Genomic DNA, 18,852 nt, shown 5'->3' on the forward strand with positions numbered 1-18,852 from the left:
GCTCCGACCTGGTCCCGACCTGGTCGGCAGGGCCGAGAGTGCTGGGGGTAGGCGCATGCAGCGCACCATGGGGAAGCAGGCCGTCGAGTGGCTCGCCGCAGCCGCCACGGATCCTCGGACATGCAAGGAGCAGTGGGATCAAGGGGCGGACGCGGTGCTGCTGGAGGCCGGTCGGCTGTGGGACGTGCTCAGCGTTCCCGAGCATCTGGGACTGAGCGCGGTGGATCTCCTCAGACGCATGCAGGTGCGGGCGTCCGGCCCGGTCCTCGTGAACTGCGGGGCGCGCCGAGTCGGCTTCTTCCTGCCGCCGGACCCGGCCACCGACTGGGTCGGCCCCGGCGTACGGCATGTCGGCCGGGGCTCCTGGGTCGCCGTGCCTCCGCCCGACCGGTCCACCGGCTGGCGACTGGAGTGGCTGCTGCCACCCGACGGTACCGGCGCCCTGTACAACCCCGATGTCGTGGAGTTGGCGCTGCGCGAGGCCTGCGGCGCGCCCGCCGCCCCGGTGCGCGTCAGTCGGCCGTGGGTGGAGCGGATGCCCTGACGCGCCCGCTGCCGATGGTCCACTCCCACAGCCCCGCCGGTCCGGGGAGGCCCCGCGGGATGACGACGGCCGGTACGGGCTCGGCGTCCCCGGGATGCCGTTCCTCCGCCGCTTCCGCGTCGGCGGCCCGGGCCAGACCGCTCCACCGGCCCACCGCCCAGGCGGTGACGGCATGGCCGTCGCCGGTGACGAAGGGACCCCGCGATGGCTCCCACCGGCCCGGAACGGCACGCCCCTTGGCGTGCCACTCCGCGACCAGCGCCGCGTAGATCGACGGCCGGCCCCGAAGGCCGGTGACCGGTACGCCGTACGACATGGGTGCGGCCTCGCCTCCGAGTACGCGCCGCGCCGTCTCACTGCTGTCCATGCCGGAGCAACGCCGAGGCGTGCGCCGGTGGTACGCCGATTGCCCCTGCCACCACCCGGTCGGGTGAGTCCGTCCCCCGGATGGAGCCATGGCCGCCCGGCCGGCTCTGTCCGCCCCACCCTCGAACAGACACCACCCCTGCCCTCGAACACGACAGGAGCCGTTTCCATCGACGGACGAGAGCACATGCTTGCCATCTCCCACGTCCGAAGCGACAGCGACGACACCGACGACTGCCCGTGGTGCGCCGCACTGCGCGAGGCGAGCCCGCCACCGGCACCGTCGTCGTCGCGACGTCGACGATATGACCCGTACGTGTCGGGAGCCCTGTACGACGTCGACGACTGGTGAGCCATGGGGGCGCCCGGGGGCGCACGCGCTGCATATATCTGCCGGTTTGATGCGCGGGCGCTCGCCCCATACGGGGAATTGAGCTCCCGGCGGATGGCCCCGGCCCCCGGCAGCCGGTGCACTGAGGGCGCCAACGAACCCTGAACCGGTCCGCACCCTCGTCCGGCTGCGCACCACAAGGAGGCTCCTCATGGCACTCACGGAGTGGACGAAGTCAATGGAGTGGCTGGCGGCGGCGTCACAGGACCCGGGAGCCTGCAAGCAGGAGTGGCAGAACGGCAGCAGCGGGGTCACGCTGCTGGCGGCCGGGCGGTTCTGGGACGTGCTGATCGTGCCGGAACAGCTCGGTCTGCGCGTGGCCGACCTGCTGGAGGAACTGCCGCTGCTCGAACCCGGGCCCTGTCTGCTGGACACGAGACGGCGTCATGTGGGCTTCCTGCTGCCACCGGAGCCGCAGACCGTGTGGATCGGCACCGGCGTGCGCCTCCTCGGTGCGGGGACATGGATCACCGCCCCCGCACCGCACTGCCGTTGGGGCACCCTGCGCTGGCTCGTCCCACCGGACGGCACCGGCACCCTGACCATGCCGGACGTCCTGGAAATGGCCCTCCAGCGCTGCGCCGACGAACTGTCCCGCCTCCAGGGCCACCCGGCACCGACCGCACAGAGCCCGACGCCACCGCAGGACGCGGAGACCGAGGGTCCGCAGGTGGTGCGCCAGTGCGTGGCGCGTGGGTGAGCGGCGGCGCCCCGTCAAGGCCGTCGCCTGATCACTTCCGTCCCGCGTACAACTCCCGGGCTCCCGTCGTGAACCGGGCAAGCGCGTCCGGCAGGGGGTCGACGCCGATGCCAGGGGCGGTTGGTACTGGTAGGTGGCCGCTCTGAAGGACGAACGGTTCGGTGATGTCCTCGGCGAAGTAGCGGCTGGAGGCAGAGGTGTCGCCGGGCAGGGTGAAGCCCGGGAGGGCGGCGAGCGCCAGGTTGGGGGCGCGGCCGATGCCCGTCTCCAGCATGCCGCCGCACCACACCGGCACGCCGTGGGCGGCGGCCACGTCGTGGACGCGACGGGCTTCCGGATAGCCGCCGACGCGGGCCGGCTTGACGTTGACGACCCGGCAGGCGTCCATCGCGATCGCGGACGCCGCGTCGCGCGCGGAGTGGATCGACTCGTCGAGGCAGACCGGAGTGGCCAGACGCTTCTGGAGCTGGGCATGGGCGTGGAGGTTGTTCTCCTCCAGCGGCTCCTCGATCAGCAGTAGCCCGAAGTCGTCGAGTTTCCGCAGGTGCTCGGCATCGGCGAGCGTGTAGGCGGTGTTGGCGTCGACCTGGAGCGGGAGCTCGCCACCGAAGCGGTCGCGTACGGCGCGCACCGGCTCGACGTCCCAGCCCGGTTCGATCTTCAGCTTGATGCGGAGGTAGCCCTCGTCGAGGTACCGCTCGACGTCGTCGAGCAGTTCGGGCACCGAGTCCTTGATGCCGACCGAGACGCCGGCGGGCACCCATTCGTGAACCGAGCCGAGAAAGGTCGCGAGGGACATCCCGTAGGCGCGCAGTTCGGCGTCCAGGAGGGCGGTTTCCAGGACTGCCTTGGCGAGTTCGTGGCCCTTGACGGCGGCCAGGGCGGGGGCGACGGCCGCGGTCGTCGGCTCAGGCAGGGCGGCGACGCGGGGCAGCAGGAAGTCCCGGATGACGGTCTCGGCGCCGGCGACGAACTCCGAGCAGTACAGCGGCTGCGGGTCGGCGGCGAACTCGGACCAGCCCTCGGCCTCGTCGGTCACCACGTGCAGCAGGAAGGTGTCCTTGGTGGTCATCGTCCCGAAGGAGGTACGAAACGGGGTGACGAGCGGGATGGCGACATGGAGTAGTTCCACGCGTTCGAGCTTCACTTCGGCTCCTCGGAAGCAGCTGGGAGATCGGGGGACGGGCGAGTCAGCAGGTACCAGCCGTCGCGGGACATGGCCGTCGCGCGCAGGCCCTCGGCGTACGCCTCCGTGAAGACTTCGCGCACGGCGTGCCGCCAGTCGAGCGCGAGCGCCGCATCAGCGGCGCGGAGCGCGACGATGTCCTCGGGCACGCGGCACCACAGCCTGTCGGCGTCGCGCAGGGCGAGCGGGCCCCCGTCCGGTGCCCGGCGAACGACGTCGGCGGCGAGGCGGCCCTCGGCCGGGTCGTCCTTTCGCGCGGTTCCGCTCACCAAGTCCCACGCGACGGTCAGCCGGTCGCTCTCGTCGCCGCTGTTCACGCCGTCGCTCATCGGGCCGTAGAAGTCGACCAGGTACTCACTGCCGACGGCGCCCAGCTTGACCAGGTTGAAGCGGGCGTTGCGGCTGACCAGCGGGTCGAAGGTCCAGCGCATCGTGGTGGCACCCCGTTCCAGGGCCCACAGCCGCTGCGCCTGCTTGACCGCGAGGCCGACACCACGGCCCGACGCGCTCGCCGCGGCCACGAACGAGTACGCGTCCAGCTCGGCGGGCGGCCCGAACACCGCCACCGCCGCCCCGGTGAGCCGTTCGCCCCACGGCCCGGCGGAGTACGCCGCGTGCACCGCGCCACCGGCGTGCACCAGGCTGTGCAGCACCTCCGAGGGATAGGGCGGGGTGTCGCGTGGCGCCTGCCACACATCGGCGAAGAAGTCGGCCACGGCACGGATACCGGCCACGTCGTGCACGGTACGGACCGTGACCCCGGCGGCACGGGCCGCGCCCTCGGCTACGCCCTCCCGGGCGATGCGGGCTGCTTCACCGGGCGGCATATCGTCCGCCGAAGCAGACCCGGCGGCGGAGTTCGTCACAGGTGTCATGACCTTGAGTCTCCAAGGCCACGAGCCGTCGGCCATTGGCGTCAGGCACAATGAGGTCCCGCAACTGTATTGCGATCGACCAAAGCCCTCAGCTGCCACCTCGGGATAAAACGCCAATCGTCCCTGTTTGACCGCCCTCATCGAAGGAGCCCGCCCCGCCCGTGGACGCCTGCACTTTCGAGGAACTGCTCGACACCCTCGGCGAACCCATGTTCCGCGTGCTCGCCGCCCCGGCCGACCTCACGGCGCCCGTCTCGGAGATCCTTCTGTACGACGCCGGGGCCCCGTTTCCGCGTAGCGCGCCCGGCGCCCTGCTGCTGGCGGTCGGGGCGCGAGCGGGTGACATCGGGCCTCTGGCCCGCGATGCAGCGGCAGCCGGGATGGCCGGGTTGGTGGTCCGGGACCGAGAAGGGCAGCCCGACGCGGTGGCGGCTGCGAAGGCCCACGGCCTCGCGCTGCTCGCCATCGACGAGGAAGCCGCCTGGCACCACGTCCATCTTCTCCTGGCGTCCGCGAGCGGTTCCCGGCCCGGCCCTGCGGGCGACACGGCCGCTTTCGGGGACCTGTTCGCGCTCGCCAACGCGGTGGCCGCGGCCGTGGGCGGCGCGACCGTCGTCGAGGACGCCCGCCAGCAAATCCTGGCCTACTCCACCGTCCCCGGACAGGCCGTCGACGAGGCCCGGCGGCAGGGCATCCTGGGCCGGCAGGTGCCGAGCAGCCCCGGGAACACCGAGCAGTACCGCGTCCTGTTCGCCGCACCCGGACCGGTACGTCTCGCCGCACTCGACGGTGACGAACTGCCGCGGCTCGCTGTCGCCATCCGCGCGGGCGGCGAGACGCTCGGGTCGGTGTGGGCTGTCGACGACGGGCGGCTCGGCCCCGATGCCGAGGAGGCTCTCATCCGGGGCGCGTCCACGGCCGCCCTGCTCCTGCTGCGGGCACGGGCGAGCGAGGAACTGTCCCGGCATCTGACGAGCGACCTGTTGCGGCGTCTCCTCGACGGCACCGTCGACCCCGCCGGCGCCACGCACCGCCTCGGCCTCGCGCCCGGCTCACCGGTTCGTGTCGCGGCCTTCGCCCTCGACGGCGCGGCGTCCGCGCCCGACGGAGAACAGACCGCGCTGCGGCTGCTGGACCTGGTACGGCTCCAGTGCCAGGCGCGGTACGGGTGGCACGCGTGCGTGCTGGTGGACGGGGCGGTGTACGCCCTGCTGCCGGTCGTCGGTGAGCACGGCGGGGAGCGGCACAGGCAGTTCGTCGAGGACATCGTGCGGCGCGCCGGTCAGGCGCTGCGGATGCCGGTACGGGCCGGACTGGGCGACGTGGCCGCGGACCTGGCGGCAGTACGCGGCTCACGCGACGACGCCGACATCGTCCTGCGGGTACTCGGGCCGGACGAGGACGTCGCCGCCGTTGCCGAGGTCCGCGCCCGGGTCACCCTGCTCCGTCTCCGTGAAGTCATGGGAGGACAGCGGGACCTGACGGCCGGCGCCTGGCGGGAGGTGCTGGAGTACGACGCCGAGCAGGGTACCGACTACGCCAGGACCCTGCTGTGCTGGCTGGACGCCGGATGCGAGATGGCGCGGGCGGCGAAGCTGCTCGCCGTGCACCCCAACACCTGCCGGTACCGCCTCAGGCAGATTCAGCAGCACCTCGGCATCGATCTGGACGACCCGGACGAGCGGTTGGTGCTGTGGCTGCAGCTGCGGACGCTCGGGGGCCTGCGGGGCCCCCACCGGTGAACCCACCCGCCGCAGGCCCTGGGTGGGTTCACCGGTCGGCGTCATGGGATGCGACGGTCGGTGGCACGTGCCGTCCACCAACCTGGCGCACTGCGCCGCCGTGGAGTTCAGTCGCTCAGCCAGCCCGCGAGCTGGGCCTCGCACTTCCGCAGCTGGTCCACGGGCACGTACTCCCCGGCGGTATGCGCGAGAGTCGGGTCGCCGGGGCCGTAGTTGAGCGCGGGCGTGCCGAGCGCGGCAAAGCGGGCGACGTCGGTCCAGCCCAGCTTGGGCCGGGGGCTCGTACCCAGCACCTCGACGAGCGAGGCGATCGGGCCCCGCCCGAGCCCGGGCAGGGCTCCTGGCACGACCTCGGTGACCTCGACCTCGTACTCGGGGAAGAGTCCACGCAGATACGCCTCGGCCTGCTCGGCCGAACGGCTGGGCGCGAAGCGCAGGTTGACCGTGATCACGCACGTGTCGGGGACGACGTTCTCGGCGATGCCCGCGCGGACGGCGACCGCGTTCAGCCCTTCGCGGTACTCCAGGCCGTCGATGAGGATCCGCTCGGCGGTGTGGTGGTCCAGGCGCTGGAGCACGGCCGCCGCTCGGTGCGCGGCGTTTACGCCCTTCCAGGAGCGGGCGGTGTGCGCGCGCTCGCCGCGAACCGTGATGTCCGCGTTCAGGACGCCCTGGCAGCCCGCCTCGACGCCCGCGCCGGACGGCTCCATGAGGATCGCGAGGTCCGCCTTGAGCAGGTCGGGTCGTTCTCCAGCGATACGGTTCAGGCCATTGCGGTCACCGGACACCTCCTCGCACTCGTAGAAGACGTACGTGACGTCGCGTACCGGTGCGGTGAGGGTGGCCGCGAGGCGCAGGGCGACGGCGACGCCGCCCTTCATGTCGCACGCGCCGAGCCCGTGGAGCAGCTCTCCGTCCATCCGGGACGGCAGGTTGCCGGCTGCCGGGACGGTGTCCAGGTGACCGCCGATGACCACCCGCTCGGCACGGCCCGAGTCGGTGCGGGCCACGAGGGAGTTGCCGATGCGTTCGACCGTGAGATGCGCGCAGGCGCGCAGGGCGGACTCCACGGCGTCGGCGAGAATGGCCTCGTCGCCGCTTTCGGAAGGGGTGTCCACCAGGGCCCGGGCGAGGTCCACCAGGTCGCCGGTCGGGTTCAGCGAGGTCATACGACGGTCTCCTCCTGCGGAGCGGGCCGGCCCAGCCGGGAGTGCTTGATGCCGTAGAGCGCGTAGAGCGCGGACCCGACCGCCATCCACAGGCCGAACGCGACCCAGGTGTCGGTGCCCAGCCCCCACATCACATAGCCGCAGCACAGCACGCCCAGCACGCAGGTCACCGGCGCGAGCGGTACCCGGAAGCCGCGCGGCGCTTCGGGGCTGCGCCGGCGCAGGATCAGCACGGCGCAGTTGACCAGCGCGAACGCGAACAGGGTGCCGATGCTGGTGGCGTCCGCGAGCGCGCCCAGCGGCACCAGTGCGGCGAGCACCATGACGAACACGGACACGATGACCGTGTTGGCGCGAGGTACCCCGGTCTTCGGGTGGACCTTGGCGAACAGTGGCGGCACCAGCCCGTCGCGCGCCATCGAGAACAGAATGCGGGTCTGCCCGTACTGCACGGCGAGGACGACACTCGTGGTGGCGACGACCGCGCCGACGGACAGCAGGATCGGCCACAGGTCGCCGCCGCCGACCGAGCGGACCAGCACCTCGCTGAGAGTGGCCTCGGTACCGGCGAACTTCTGCCACGGCATCGCGCCGACCGCCGCGATCGCCACCGCGCAGTACAGCGCGGTGATGAGCCCGAGGGAAAGGAGGATGGCGCGCGGCAGGTCACGCTGCGGGTTCTTGGCCTCCTCTCCGGCCGTCGACGCGGCGTCGAAGCCGATGTACGAGAAGAACAGGGAGGCGGCGCCCGCGCTCACGCCCGCCATGCCCAGCGGGAACAGCGGCTGGAAGTTCCCCGCGCGAAACGCGGTGAAGGCGACGGCGCAGAACAGCACCAGTGCGGCCACCTTCACTGCCACCATGATCGTGTTGACGACGGCGCTCTCGCGGGCCCCGCGCAGCAGCACCACCATGGCGAGGACGACGATCGCGGCGGCCGGCACGTTCAGCACTCCGCCGACGCCGGGCGGGGCGGCCAGCGACTCGGGCAGCGTCCAGCCGACGGTGAGCTCCAGCAGTTCGTTCAGGTACTGTCCCCAGCCCACCGCGACGGCGGCGACCGAGACGCCGTACTCCAGCACCAGACACCAGCCACACACCCAGGCGACCAGCTCGCCGAGTGTGGCGTAGGCATAGCTGTACGAGCTTCCGGCGCCCGGGATCATGCCCGCCAGCTCGGCGTAGGACAAGGCGGAGAACAGTGCCGTGATCCCGGCGAGCACGAAGGAGACCACGACGGCGGGGCCCGCCTCGGGCACCGCCTGGCCGAGGACGACGAAGATTCCGGTGCCGAGGGTGGCGCCCACGCTGAGCAGGGTGAGCTGTGTGAGCCCCATCGTCCGACGCAGCTCACCCCCACGGGCCTCGGCAACCAGATGGGCGACATCCCGCCGCCGCATCAGCCTGCTCGCAGTCCTGACCTCACCCGCGGGGCTTTGCGGTCTCGTCTGAACAGTGTCCACGCGCCCACTCCTCTCACAGCTGCCGTTCCGGCCCTTGATGATGCGGAACGGCGAGGTGGGGAGGGGTGTGCGTGTCGACCAAGACAGTGAGGGCCGCTTTGGCCTTCTGGCCAATGCCCCGGGGCGATGCGCTCGGGAAGTACATCCGATGACGGTCGATCGCCTCACGGATGCCGCATCGCACGGTGCCGGCTACGGGTGGACTGCAGAGAGCCGGACCCGTTTGGTACGGCCGGACTTCAGACCTACAGTCGGCGCCCCCGTCACGCAAGGAACGACAACCGCACCTGCCGACGAGGATTGTCCTTGTTCGTGTCCACGAGGCACACCGACTGCCAGGTCCCGAGCTCCAGCCGGCCGTCCAGCACCGGCAAGGTCGCGTGGGGCGGGACGAACGCCGGAAGGACGTGGTCGCGGCCGTGGCCGGGGCTGCCATGGCGGTGCTGCCAGCGGTCGTCGGCGGGCAGCAGGGTGTGGAGGGCGGCCAGGAGGTCGTCGTCACTGCCGGCGCCCGTTTCGATGATCGCGATGCCGGCCGTGGCGTGCGGCACGAAGATGTTCAGGAGGCCGTCGCGGCCCCCGGCGACGTCCCGCAGAAAGCCCTCGCAGTCGCGGGTGAGGTCCACGACCCGCTCCGAGGAGCCGGAGGCGACGTTCAGAACTCGGGTGGTGAAGGCGTCTGACATGCCCTCCATACTCACCCATGCCCTCGACTTCACACCTCGGCCGGGCGCGACGGTGAACCGCATCGTGACATTCGGATCCGTATCGTGAGACGCCTGTGTCCACGCCCACGCTGCCTCCGTACGGCAGCGGGGGAAGATCCACGCCCCCGCGACTGTTGGTGGAAGCGTGAACGATACCCAGGTGTCCGAGGTGGCCGAGTACGTCGACGTGGTCGTCATAGGGGCCGGCCAGGCCGGTCTCTCCAGCGCCTATCACCTGCGGCGCACCGGTTTCGAGCCGGGCCGTGACTTCGTGGTGCTGGACCACTCTCCCGGCCCGGGCGGTGCCTGGCAGTTCCGGTGGCCGTCGCTGACGTACGGCAAGGTGCACGGGATGCACGCGCTGCCCGGTATGGAACTGACCGGCGCCGCCGCCGAGCAGCCGTCGTCCGAGGTGATCGCCGGATACTTCGACCGCTACGAGCGGACCTTCGACCTGCGGGTCCGGCGGCCCGTGGAGGTGCGTACCGTACGAGAGGGGCTGGACGGGCGGCTGCTCGTGGAGACCTCGGCCGGTACCTGGTCGACGCGGGCGCTGATCAACGCGACCGGCACCTGGGACCGGCCGTTCTGGCCGCGCTATGCGGGCCAGGAGACGTTCCGGGGGCGGCAGTTGCACACCGCCCAGTACCCTGGGCCGGAGGCGTTCGCCGGGCAGCGCGTTGTCGTCGTGGGCGGCGGTGCCTCCGGAACCCAGCATCTGCTGGAGATCGCCCCGTACGCTGCCGCGACGACCTGGGTCACCCGACGCCCACCCGTGTTCCGCGAGGGTCCCTTCACCGAGGAAGTGGGCCGGGCAGCGGTCGCGCTCGTCGAGGAGCGGGTCCGGCAGGGGCTGCCGCCGAGGAGCGTGGTCTCGGTCACCGGTCTGCCGCTGAACGACGCCGTACGGCAGGGGCTGGCGGACGGCGTGCTGGACCGGCAGCCCATGTTCGACCGGATCACGCCGACCGGCGTGGAGTGGAGGGACGGTCGGCACGTGGACGCCGATGTCATCCTGTGGGCGACCGGGTTCCGCCCCGCCATCGACCATCTGGCTCCGCTGCGGCTGCGTGAGCCGGGCGGCGGAATCCGGGTGGAGGGCACGCGTGCGGTCGCCGACGCCCGTGTCCACCTCGTCGGTTACGGGCCGTCCGCAAGCACGATCGGCGCCAACCGGGCCGGCCGCGCGGCCGTACGGGACATCAGGCGGTTGCTGTCCCAGGAGCCGGTGGCGGCGTGACGAGCCGGACGGGATACGTCACGGTCCGGGCGGCGTGTGGAGCGGGACGGGACCGGATACGTCGGCCCGGGCTGTCGGCGGGCGGCGCCGTTCCGCAGCCCGCCCGCTGAACGATCCGATCACGACGCCGCGTCGGCTCACTTCGTCGGCTGCGGCCTCGCGGACTTCTGCTGGGCGTTGAACTCGGCGACATTGCGCTGGTGTTCCGCGTAGTCGGCCGTGAAGCGGGTGTCACCGGGCTTGACCGTGACGAAGTAGAGCCAGTCACCCGCTGCCGGGCTGATCGCGGCGCGCATCGCGTCCTCGCCGGGATTGGCGATCGGCGTGGGCGGCAACCCCATGCGCTGGTACGAGTTGTAGGGGCTCTCGATCCGCGTGTCGGCGTCGGTCGTCCTGAGCGTGGAGCGGTTGAGCGCGTAGTTGATGGTGGAGTCCATCTGGAGCGGCATACCGCGTTCGAGCCGGTTGAAGACGACCCGCGCCACCTTGCCCATGTCGGCCTTGTCGGCCGCCTCGGCCTGGACGATGCTCGCGATGGTGACCGCCTGATAGACGTTCAAGGCGTTGCGCTGCGCACCGGCGGCGATCGGGGCCCCGCTGAACTTCTTGTTGGCGGTGTCGACCATGGCCGACAGCAAGGTGTCCGGCGTCGCCTTCTTGCCGTCCCGTTCGAGCGGATACGTCGCCGGGAACAGATAGCCCTCGGGGTTGCCCTCGGCGTCCTCGGGCAGCTTGAGGTCGAGCTTCTCCAGGGATTTCTTGGTGCTGCCGGGCCGCAGGGCCAGAGCCTTGTCGACGGCGGCGTAGACCTGGCTCGCGCGCCAGCCCTCCGGGATCACCAGGGAGGTGGGCCTCGCGGCCTCCTCCTCGCCCCCGCTCAGCAGCGGCACCGCCACGGCGGCACCGGCCAGGGCGGCACCGGCGGCGATGAGAGCGATACGGCCCCGGCGCGTCAGTCGGATCGTTCTCCGTGACGGAGTGTTGAAGTACATGCGGGAACGGTAACCCCCACATGGTTACAAACCCGGCATAACGTCACCCCGTCGGCTCCAGTTGGGCGTCCCGTCGGACCAGTGCCGCATAGCGTCCGTCCCGCTCCAACAGCTCCTCGTGCGTCCCCCGCTCGGCCACCCGCCCCGCGTCGAGGACGACGATCTGGTCGGCACCGCGCACGGTGGACAGGCGGTGCGCGATGGTGAGGGTGGTGCGATCGGCGGACAGGGCGTCGATGGCCTGCTGGACGGCGTGTTCGGTACGGGTGTCCAGGGCGCTGGTCGCCTCGTCGAGGATGAGCACCGGCGGATCGCGCAGGATGGTTCGGGCGATGGCCAGGCGCTGCTTCTCACCACCGGAGAAGCGGTGGCCGCGTTCGCCGACGACCGTGTCGTATCCGTCGGGCAGGGCGGCGATGTGATCGTGGATCTGGGCCGCCTCGGCCGCCGCGCGCAACTCGTCGTCGGTGGCGTCCGGCTTGGCGAAGCGCAGATTGTCGGCGACGGAGGCGTGGAAGAGGTACGTCTCCTGCGAGACGACACCGACCGCGCGGGCGAGGGTGTCGAAGTCGAGGTCGCGCACGTCGACCCCGTCGAGGGTGACCCGGCCACCCGTCACGTCGTACAGACGCGGCACGAGATGGCCCAGAGTGGACTTCCCGGCGCCGGTCGGGCCGACGACCGCGAGGCTGCCGCCGGCCGGGACGTTGAGGTCGACGCCGTCGAGGACGGGGCCGCGACTGCCGCCGCTCTTGCCGTCGCCGCCGTCCCCGCTGTCGTAGCGGAACTCGACGTTCTCGAAGCGGACCTCGCCCTTGACGGCGTCGAGACGGACCGGGTTCTCCCGCTCGGTGATGTCGACGGGCAGGTCGAGGTACTCGAAGATGCGCTGGAAGAGGGCGAGTGAGGTCTGGATCTGCACGCCGGTCGACAGGAGGCTGACGGCCGGGCGGAATAGTCCCTGCTGGAGCGAGACGAAGGCCACCAGCGTGCCGATGGAAATCTGCGGGCCGCCGTGCCGCAGGGCCAGGCCCGCGGTCCAGTAGATGACAGCGGGCATGGCGGCCATGACGATGGAGATGACGGCCATGCGCCAGCGGCCGGCCATGCTGGACCGCACCTCGAGATCGACCAGCCGCTCGGACTCGTCGGCGAACGCCCTGGTCAGCGAGTCCGAGCGGCCCATGGTGCGGCCGAGCAGAATGCCGCTGACCGAGAGCGACTCGGTGACGGTGGCGGCCATCGCGGCCATCTGTTTCTGACGCTCGGTGGTGATCTTCTTGCGTTCGTTGCCGACGCGACGGCTGATCCAGACGAACACCGGCAGCAGGACCAGCGAGACGACGGTCAGCCGCCAGTCGAGCGCGATCATCGCGACGATCGTGGCGACGACGCTCGTCAGGTTGGAGACCAGAGAGGTCGCGGTGGAGGTGACGGTGGCCTGCATGCCGCCGATGTCGTTGGCGATGCGGGACTGGACCTCGCCGGTGCGGGTGCGGGTGAAGAAGGCGAGCGACATGCGCTGAAGGCGGCCGTAGACGGCGGTGCGCAGGTCGTGCATGACGCGCTGGCCGACCGTGGTGGAGATCAGGGTCTGGAGCACGCCGAAGACGCTGGTGAGGACGGCGCTGAGGATCATGCCGAGCGCGAGCAGACTGAGCAGGCCGGTGCGGCCCTCGGGGATCGCCACGTCGAGGATCGCCTTGAGCAGGAACGGCGTGGCGACACCGACCAGCGACGAGGCGCCGACGAGCAGACCGACGACGGCGAGGCGGCCCCGGTAGGGGCGGAAGAGCCGCAGGATGCGGCGCACCTGCCGGGGCTGCGGGGAGGCAGCGACCGGCGGCGTCCAGGTGGGTTCTTGATCGGGGCGCATGGGCTCCTACGGGTGGTATCGAAGTACGGGAGGTGACGGGTACGGGAGGTGACGGATACGGGAGGTGTAACGAAAAGGGCTCATGGAGCTTAGCTCATTGTTACCTATGTTCACAATGAACAGTGCCCTGATATTGTTCCCGCATGACCAGCCCCGACCCCGAAGGCCCGCTCGCCGAGCAGCTGCTGCGTTTCACCCGCCGGGTGCACCGGATCCAGAAGCGGCACCTGCATGAGTGCGGCCTGGGCGTCACTCCGGCTCAGTCCCGCCTGCTGCGCACGCTCGCGCACTACGGCTCACCGCCTCGGATGGCCGATCTCGCCGAGCGCCTGGAAGTGGTCCCGCGTGCCGTGACGACGCTGGTCGACGGGCTGGAGGCGAGCGGGAAGGTGCGGCGGGTGCCGGATCCCACGAACCGGCGGGTGATCCGCATCGAGCTCACCGACGACGGCCGCATGGCCCTGCGGGAGCTGCACGGCGCCAGGCGGTCGGCCGCGGAGGAGATCCTGGCGCCGCTGACGGACGCACAGCGCGCGGTGCTGGGCGAGTTGCTGGACACGTTGATCGACGGGGGCGGTGAGCGGCGCTGCTGAGCGACGCCTCCGGCGGGACGGCCGACCGTCGAGGCGTCGGGAGGACCGCCGGCCGTCGAGGCTTCCTTCCATGCGCATGCGCCGGCTCGGCCGGGCACGTCAACCCCCCTTCCCAATAAGCCGACTTGGCCTCCCGGCATGTGTCCGTTCGGCTACGTTGAGCGAACGAGCATGCGTGGGGGAGGACATGTGCTGACACCGGCTGTGGTGCTGGTCCCACTGGAGGGCGGCGGTTCGATTCTGTTCCAGGTCGACCCGGCCGACGTGCCGGCCGACCCGCACGGGCCCGTCAAGGCGGGCCGCGTGGCGGACGCCGTCCGTGAACTGCCGCAGACCCTGCAAACGGCGATGGGGCCCGTGACCGACATGGCCCGGGCCGTCCTGGAGCAGCTTCGGCGGGCCGGGCCGGACGCCGTCACGGTGGAGTTCGGGGTGAACCTCGCCGCCCAGGCCGGGGCCGTGATCGCCAAGAGCGAGGCGGGTTGCCATCTGAAGGTGACCATGGCCTGGAACGGCACCGCACATGCCGACCAGGGCGCGAGCTGAGGCGGATCCGTCATGCAGACGGAACGGGACGGCGGACCGCCGGCGCGGCGGAATCCCAATCCCGAGGCCGCCGTAGCGCAGGTTCTCGCACCCGACGGGGCCGTGGCCGGTTCGGGTTTCCTGGCCGGTGACGGTCTGCTGCTCACCTGCGCGCACGTCGTCGAAGCAGCGGGGCACGGTCCCGGCGACGAGGTCAGGGTCCGTTTCGCCCAGGCCGCGAACGCGCCGTACGCGGTCGGGACGGTCCTCGCCGAGCCGTGGCGAGACCCGAACGGCGAGGACATCGCCGTCCTCCGGCTGCACCCGGCGCCTCCCGGCATTCCGCTGCTCGCGGTCGGGTCGGCCGAGGGCTTCGAGGGGCAGCCGGTGGGTTCGTTCGGCTTTCCGGCCCAGGCGCCTGCCGACGGTCACCACGGAACCGGCGTCGTGCAGCGCTACCTCACCGCCGCCGGACACAGGCTTCTGCAACTGGACAGCGCGAACACCCTGACTCAGGGCTTCAGTGGCGGACCGGTCTGGGACGAGGAATCCGGGCTCGTGATCGGCATGGTCACCGAGATCACCGCCCCCGATCGCCATCAACGAGGCGTGAACGTCGCGTATGTGACACCCGGTGAGACGCTTCGCGCCGCCTGCCCCGAACTCGCCGGACAGGACCTCTGCCCCTATCTGGACCTCGAGCCCTTCGAGACCAGGCACAGCCACTTGTTCCACGGCCGTGACGAGGCAAGGGACGAGGTACTGGAGAAGTTGCGGCGGCACCGCGGCGTCCTGCTGCAAGGTCCCTCCGGTTCCGGCAAGTCGTCCCTGGTGCAGGCCGGCGTCCTCCCCCAGCTGCCCAGAAGCTGGCTGACCTGCACCGCGCGCACCGGCCGGGACTGGGCCGGTGACCTGGAACGGGACGGTCTTGCCGGCGTCCGGGACAGCGGACTGCTCGCAGCCGTACGCCGACTGCTGGCGGGCCGGGAGGGCGGCGTCAGGCTGCTGCTCGTCTTCGACCAGTTCGAGGAACTGCTCACCTCGGCCGGTGCCAGTGCCGGTGCCAGTGCCCGTGCCGATCCGCTCCCGCACGCCGCCGACGCCCTCCAGCACATCACCGAGGTCATCAACTCGTACGAGCCCGTCGTCGTGCTGCTGGTCATGCGCGTCGACTTCTACCACCGACTGCACGCTCTCGCGCCGGACCTGCTGCAAGCCGTCAAGCAGGGGCAGATCGATCTCTTCCCCACGCTCAAGGCCGCGGAGTTGCGGGACATCGTGACCCGGCCCGCCCACAGCGTCGGCCTCCGCTTCGAGGAGGGACTGCCGGAAGCGATCGTCACCGAGGCACTGACCACGCGTCCACGCCTCGCCCGGAACGGCAGAGCCGATGTCTCGCTGCTGCCTCTGCTGGAGAAGACCCTGACGCTGCTGTGGGAGAACCGGAGCGGCAATCGGCTCACCGACGACGCGTACGGCCGGATCGGCAGGTTCGGCGGGAGCCTGGAGCGATGGTACGAACGGGCCTTTCAGGAACTCGGCCCCGGTCGGCGGGCCGTGGCCGAGCGCATCCTCAGCGCCCTGGTCCGTCACGACGAAACGGAACAGACCCCTGACACCCGGCAGATCCGCTCGGTGGAGGAACTGAGGGATCTGACCGCCGACTCGTCCTTCGACGAGGTCCTGGCCGTGCTGGCCCGCCATCGGCTCGTCATCACGCACACCCCGGCGGAAGGCAGGTACCAGGGCCGGCCCATGGTCGAGCTGGTCCATGACTACCTCATCACCACATGGGACAACTTGAGCAAGTGGGTGGAACGGGACGCCCCGTTCGACGCCTGGCTTCGCCGGGTCGAGTCACAACAGCGGATCTGGAAGGCGACGGACAATGCCGATGATTTCCTTCAGCGCTCCGACCTGAACGCCGCACTCGACTGGGCCGCGGGCAAGCGCGCCTTCCCTCCGCTCGTCAGTGAGTTCCTCCGGCTCAGCGACGACCACCACAAGAAGCGCGAGCAGCGCAGTCGCCGTATCCGCCGCACCGTCGGCACGGTGCTGTCCCTGATGACCGCCGGCCTGATGGTCGCCTCGGCCTTCGCCGTCGACTACGCCGATCGCGAGCAACAGGCGAAGGAGGAGATGCAGGAGCGCGGTCTGATCGCCACCACGGAGGGACTCGCGGCTCAGGCCGAGCGGCTGCGGGAGAGCGATCCGCGGCTCGCCCTTCAACTGGGCATGGCCGCCGATCGACTGCGCAGCACCGGCAAGGTGCGCGCGAGCCTGGTCAACACGCTCAACACCACGCGGCTCGCCGCGACCTTCTCGGGCAAGGGCATGGGGTTCACGGGCGACGACGGCGACCGGTTCCTGGTCGGCGCCCCCAGGGACCGAGCCGACGGCGAGCGCCTGACCACGTACGCCCTCGGCGGGACGGGTCCCGGCCGGGCACTCCAGCGGCGCGACATCGGTACGGCAGCCGCCCTCAGCCAGGACGGGCGGCGGCTGGCCACGTTCGACGAGGGCATGCGGGCGGTACGGGTACATGCCGTGGGTGCTCAGGACGTCGAGGAAGCGGAGAGAGTCGAGGGAACTGAGGGAGCCGAGGGAGTCGAGGGAGCAGCCGTGCCGCCGGCGTTCGGTACGGACGCGCAGACGACCGGTGCGGAGTTCGGCGCGGACGGCAGCCGGCTCGTACTGAGCCACTTGGACGGCACCGTGTCCCTCTGGGATGTCTCCCGGCCTTCCCGGCCGACGGCGATGGGCGCGCCGGTGCGGGTGCGGCCCGAACCCCGAGCGGACGAGACCGCCCCGTGGGCCGCCCGTCCCGGGATCTCACCCGACGGCCGGTTCATCGCGGCGGCCGTCGAGCGATCGGTCGTCCTGTGGACCGTCGCGGCGCCCCGGCACGAGGTGGCACGCCTGCGGCTGCCGCCGCTCAAGACCGAGGCGTACACCGATCCGTACGAGATCTCCCAGGTGTCCTTCAGCCCGGACGGCAAGACCCTCGCGGCGGCTGCGGGCGGTGGCGTGGTCCTGTGGGACGTGGCCGATCCGGGACGGCCCAGGCTGCTCCAGACGCTGCCCGACGCCCGCTCCACGGCGGTCTTCGCACCCGACGGCCGGACGCTGGCGACCGCCGGTGACGACGGCAGCGCCGTGCTCTGGGACATCACCGACAGGTCCCGGGCCCGGCGCGTCGACGGGTTCCCCTCACCCCACGAGAGCGGCGCCGTCGCGATCCGCTTCGCGCCGGACGGCAGGCGCCTCATGGTGCAGCACGGCGGTTCGTCGGGGGGCTATGTGACGGTCTGGAATCTCCGCCGGCCAGGTCTGCCGCAACCCCTCGGCGGCAAGCTGCCCTCCCGCTCCCCCTCCCTGGCCCTGCGGGCGGACGGACGCGTGCTGATGACGGCGCGCGAAGGCGGCTGGGTCGACTGCTGGGACATCGCCGCGCCGGAGCACGCCGTGCGGGTCTCCTCCTTCCGTGCGGGCGTCAAGGGCGGGGTGAGCGCCCTGGCGTTCCGCCCGGACGGCGGAGGACTGGCGGTCGGGGGAGACGGCGGCACGGTCCAGCTTTGGGACGTCAGCGACGTGCGACGGCCAATGCGTCGTACCGCGGCCCCCAGGGCGACTCTCGGCCGGGTCACCGCGCTCAGCTTCACCCCCGACGGCCGGACGCTGCACATCTCGGACGCCGCCTATGTGGTGCGTTGGCGCACCGGCTCGCCCACGATCCCCCTCACGATGGGCACGGTCTATCCCCAGTTCGTCGCCCGTGTGGCGTTCAGCCGGCAGACCGACACCATGGCGCGGATCGCGCCGCATCAGCCGTTCTCCCAGGTGGTGCGTGAGCGCGGCGACCTGGTGGGAGCGAGTGTGCAGTTGTGGCCGGTCGGCGACTCGGGGCCCATGCCGGGCAGCGGTGCCCATGAACTGCCCGGCCCGGGAAACGTCGGTTCGGCGCTTGAGTTCCATCCGGCGGGACGGATACTCGCCGTCGGCAGCCCGTCCGGCGCGCTGACGCTGTGGGAGATCGAGGGTGCCCATGAGGAACGGCGCCGGATCGGGCTCCCGGTCAAGGGACACGGCACGGCGATCTCCGCCATCGCCTTCTCCCCCGACGGCTCGACGGCCGCCACCGGGGCGACCGATGGCACGGTCGTGATCTGGTCGCCCGGCAAGGACGGCCCGCTCAACCTCAGCGGCCCGCCCGCGACCGGCCACAAGGGCACCGTCCTCACCATGGCCTTCTCTCCCGACACCCGGACCCTTGTCACCGGCGGCGCGGACGGTGTGGTGCGGTTGTGGAACGTGGGGGCCATCGCGGACGCGCGCGACGAGCCGACGGAACTGGCGTGCGCGCTGACGGGAGAAGGACTCGACAAGCTCGAATGGGAATCCTTCATCCCGTCGATGCGGTACCGGAACACGTGCTCATGAACGCAGCCCATGAACGCAGCCCATGAAGGCCGCTCTTGAACGC

General features: G+C 71.3%; 15 protein-coding genes. 7 read left to right on the forward strand and 8 right to left on the reverse strand.

Features of this window, described 5'->3' with window-relative positions; genetic code table 11:
* Positions 1-55 precede the first annotated feature (55 nt).
* On the forward strand, positions 56-544 hold the full coding sequence (locus ACHBTE_RS10710; protein ID WP_394723399.1) for a bifunctional DNA primase/polymerase: 489 nt from the start codon (positions 56-58) through the stop codon (positions 542-544).
* Here ACHBTE_RS10710 and ACHBTE_RS10715 read toward each other — a convergent pair.
* Positions 513-911 carry a hypothetical protein gene (locus ACHBTE_RS10715; protein ID WP_394723400.1) on the reverse strand — a complete coding sequence of 133 codons (399 nt, stop codon included), beginning with the start codon at positions 909-911 and terminating at the stop codon, positions 513-515. The genes ACHBTE_RS10710 and ACHBTE_RS10715 overlap by 32 nt on opposite strands.
* A 541-nt stretch (positions 912-1,452) precedes the next feature.
* On the opposite strand from ACHBTE_RS10715, the gene ACHBTE_RS10720 reads away from it, so the two are divergent.
* Positions 1,453-2,001 carry a hypothetical protein gene (locus ACHBTE_RS10720; RefSeq protein ID WP_394723402.1) on the forward strand — a complete coding sequence of 183 codons (549 nt, stop codon included), beginning with the start codon at positions 1,453-1,455 and terminating at the stop codon, positions 1,999-2,001.
* 31 nt (positions 2,002-2,032) lie between these two features.
* On the opposite strand, the gene menC is transcribed toward ACHBTE_RS10720, so the two are convergent.
* On the reverse strand, positions 2,033-3,148 hold the full coding sequence (gene menC, locus ACHBTE_RS10725; protein WP_394723403.1) for an o-succinylbenzoate synthase: 1,116 nt from the start codon (positions 3,146-3,148) through the stop codon (positions 2,033-2,035).
* Positions 3,145-4,062 (reverse strand): chorismate synthase, encoded by a 918-nt coding sequence (locus ACHBTE_RS10730; protein WP_394723404.1) that lies wholly within the window; start codon positions 4,060-4,062, stop codon positions 3,145-3,147. The genes menC and ACHBTE_RS10730 overlap by 4 nt, the downstream gene beginning before the upstream one ends.
* Before the next feature lie 161 nt (positions 4,063-4,223).
* Between ACHBTE_RS10730 and ACHBTE_RS10735 the strand changes: the two genes are divergently transcribed.
* On the forward strand, positions 4,224-5,804 hold the full coding sequence (locus tag ACHBTE_RS10735) for a PucR family transcriptional regulator (protein ID WP_394723405.1): 1,581 nt from the start codon (positions 4,224-4,226) through the stop codon (positions 5,802-5,804).
* Between the two features lie 107 nt (positions 5,805-5,911).
* On the opposite strand, the gene dapE is transcribed toward ACHBTE_RS10735, so the two are convergent.
* The 3 genes from dapE to ACHBTE_RS10750 form a co-directional block, all read right to left on the reverse strand.
* On the reverse strand, positions 5,912-6,973 hold the full coding sequence (gene dapE / locus ACHBTE_RS10740) for a succinyl-diaminopimelate desuccinylase (RefSeq protein WP_394723406.1): 1,062 nt from the start codon (positions 6,971-6,973) through the stop codon (positions 5,912-5,914).
* Entirely contained in the window at positions 6,970-8,436 is a 1,467-nt protein-coding gene (locus ACHBTE_RS10745; RefSeq protein WP_394723407.1) for an amino acid permease, read from the reverse strand. The genes dapE and ACHBTE_RS10745 overlap by 4 nt, the downstream gene beginning before the upstream one ends.
* Positions 8,437-8,699: 263 nt before the next feature.
* On the reverse strand, positions 8,700-9,122 hold the full coding sequence (locus tag ACHBTE_RS10750; RefSeq protein WP_394723409.1) for a secondary thiamine-phosphate synthase enzyme YjbQ: 423 nt from the start codon (positions 9,120-9,122) through the stop codon (positions 8,700-8,702).
* Positions 9,123-9,288: 166 nt separating this feature from the next.
* Between ACHBTE_RS10750 and ACHBTE_RS10755 the strand changes: the two genes are divergently transcribed.
* Positions 9,289-10,383: an NAD(P)-binding domain-containing protein gene (locus tag ACHBTE_RS10755; protein ID WP_394723410.1), complete on the forward strand. Its 1,095-nt coding sequence runs from the start codon at positions 9,289-9,291 to the stop codon at positions 10,381-10,383.
* 137 nt (positions 10,384-10,520) lie between these two features.
* On the opposite strand, the gene mltG is transcribed toward ACHBTE_RS10755, so the two are convergent.
* Complete coding sequence (gene mltG, locus ACHBTE_RS10760) at positions 10,521-11,375, reverse strand: endolytic transglycosylase MltG (RefSeq protein ID WP_394723411.1); 855 nt, start codon at positions 11,373-11,375, stop codon at positions 10,521-10,523.
* Positions 11,376-11,418: 43 nt separating this feature from the next.
* Positions 11,419-13,251, reverse strand: coding sequence for an ABC transporter ATP-binding protein (locus ACHBTE_RS10765; RefSeq protein ID WP_394723412.1), 1,833 nt, complete (start codon positions 13,249-13,251; stop codon positions 11,419-11,421).
* Between the two features lie 143 nt (positions 13,252-13,394).
* On the opposite strand from ACHBTE_RS10765, the gene ACHBTE_RS10770 reads away from it, so the two are divergent.
* The 3 genes from ACHBTE_RS10770 (at position 13,395) to ACHBTE_RS10780 (ending at position 18,809) form a co-directional block, all read left to right on the forward strand.
* Positions 13,395-13,844 (forward strand): MarR family winged helix-turn-helix transcriptional regulator, encoded by a 450-nt coding sequence (locus tag ACHBTE_RS10770; RefSeq protein ID WP_394723413.1) that lies wholly within the window; start codon positions 13,395-13,397, stop codon positions 13,842-13,844.
* A gap of 189 nt (positions 13,845-14,033) precedes the next feature.
* A complete protein-coding gene (locus ACHBTE_RS10775) occupies positions 14,034-14,390 on the forward strand; it encodes a CU044_2847 family protein (RefSeq protein WP_394723414.1) in 357 nt (118 codons plus the stop codon).
* Between the two features lie 12 nt (positions 14,391-14,402).
* On the forward strand, positions 14,403-18,809 hold the full coding sequence (locus ACHBTE_RS10780) for a trypsin-like peptidase domain-containing protein (RefSeq protein ID WP_394723415.1): 4,407 nt from the start codon (positions 14,403-14,405) through the stop codon (positions 18,807-18,809).
* Positions 18,810-18,852: the final 43 nt, after the last annotated feature.

The organism is Streptomyces sp. M41 (genome assembly GCF_043673425.1).
In the GTDB taxonomy this organism is placed as follows: Bacteria; Actinomycetota; Actinomycetes; order Streptomycetales; family Streptomycetaceae; genus Streptomyces.

Coding starts and splice junctions, on each gene's coding strand:
- ACHBTE_RS10710 (WP_394723399.1), top strand. CDS start 56: ATGCAGCGCACCATGGGGAAGCAGGCCGTCGAGTGGCTCGCCGCAGCC.
- ACHBTE_RS10715 (WP_394723400.1), bottom strand. CDS start 911: ATGGACAGCAGTGAGACGGCGCGGCGCGTACTCGGAGGCGAGGCCGCA.
- ACHBTE_RS10720 (WP_394723402.1), top strand. CDS start 1,453: ATGGCACTCACGGAGTGGACGAAGTCAATGGAGTGGCTGGCGGCGGCG.
- ACHBTE_RS10730 (WP_394723404.1), bottom strand. CDS start 4,062: ATGACACCTGTGACGAACTCCGCCGCCGGGTCTGCTTCGGCGGACGAT.
- dapE (WP_394723406.1), bottom strand. CDS start 6,973: ATGACCTCGCTGAACCCGACCGGCGACCTGGTGGACCTCGCCCGGGCC.
- ACHBTE_RS10750 (WP_394723409.1), bottom strand. CDS start 9,122: ATGTCAGACGCCTTCACCACCCGAGTTCTGAACGTCGCCTCCGGCTCC.
- mltG (WP_394723411.1), bottom strand. CDS start 11,375: ATGTACTTCAACACTCCGTCACGGAGAACGATCCGACTGACGCGCCGG.
- ACHBTE_RS10765 (WP_394723412.1), bottom strand. CDS start 13,251: ATGCGCCCCGATCAAGAACCCACCTGGACGCCGCCGGTCGCTGCCTCC.
- ACHBTE_RS10770 (WP_394723413.1), top strand. CDS start 13,395: ATGACCAGCCCCGACCCCGAAGGCCCGCTCGCCGAGCAGCTGCTGCGT.
- ACHBTE_RS10780 (WP_394723415.1), top strand. CDS start 14,403: ATGCAGACGGAACGGGACGGCGGACCGCCGGCGCGGCGGAATCCCAAT.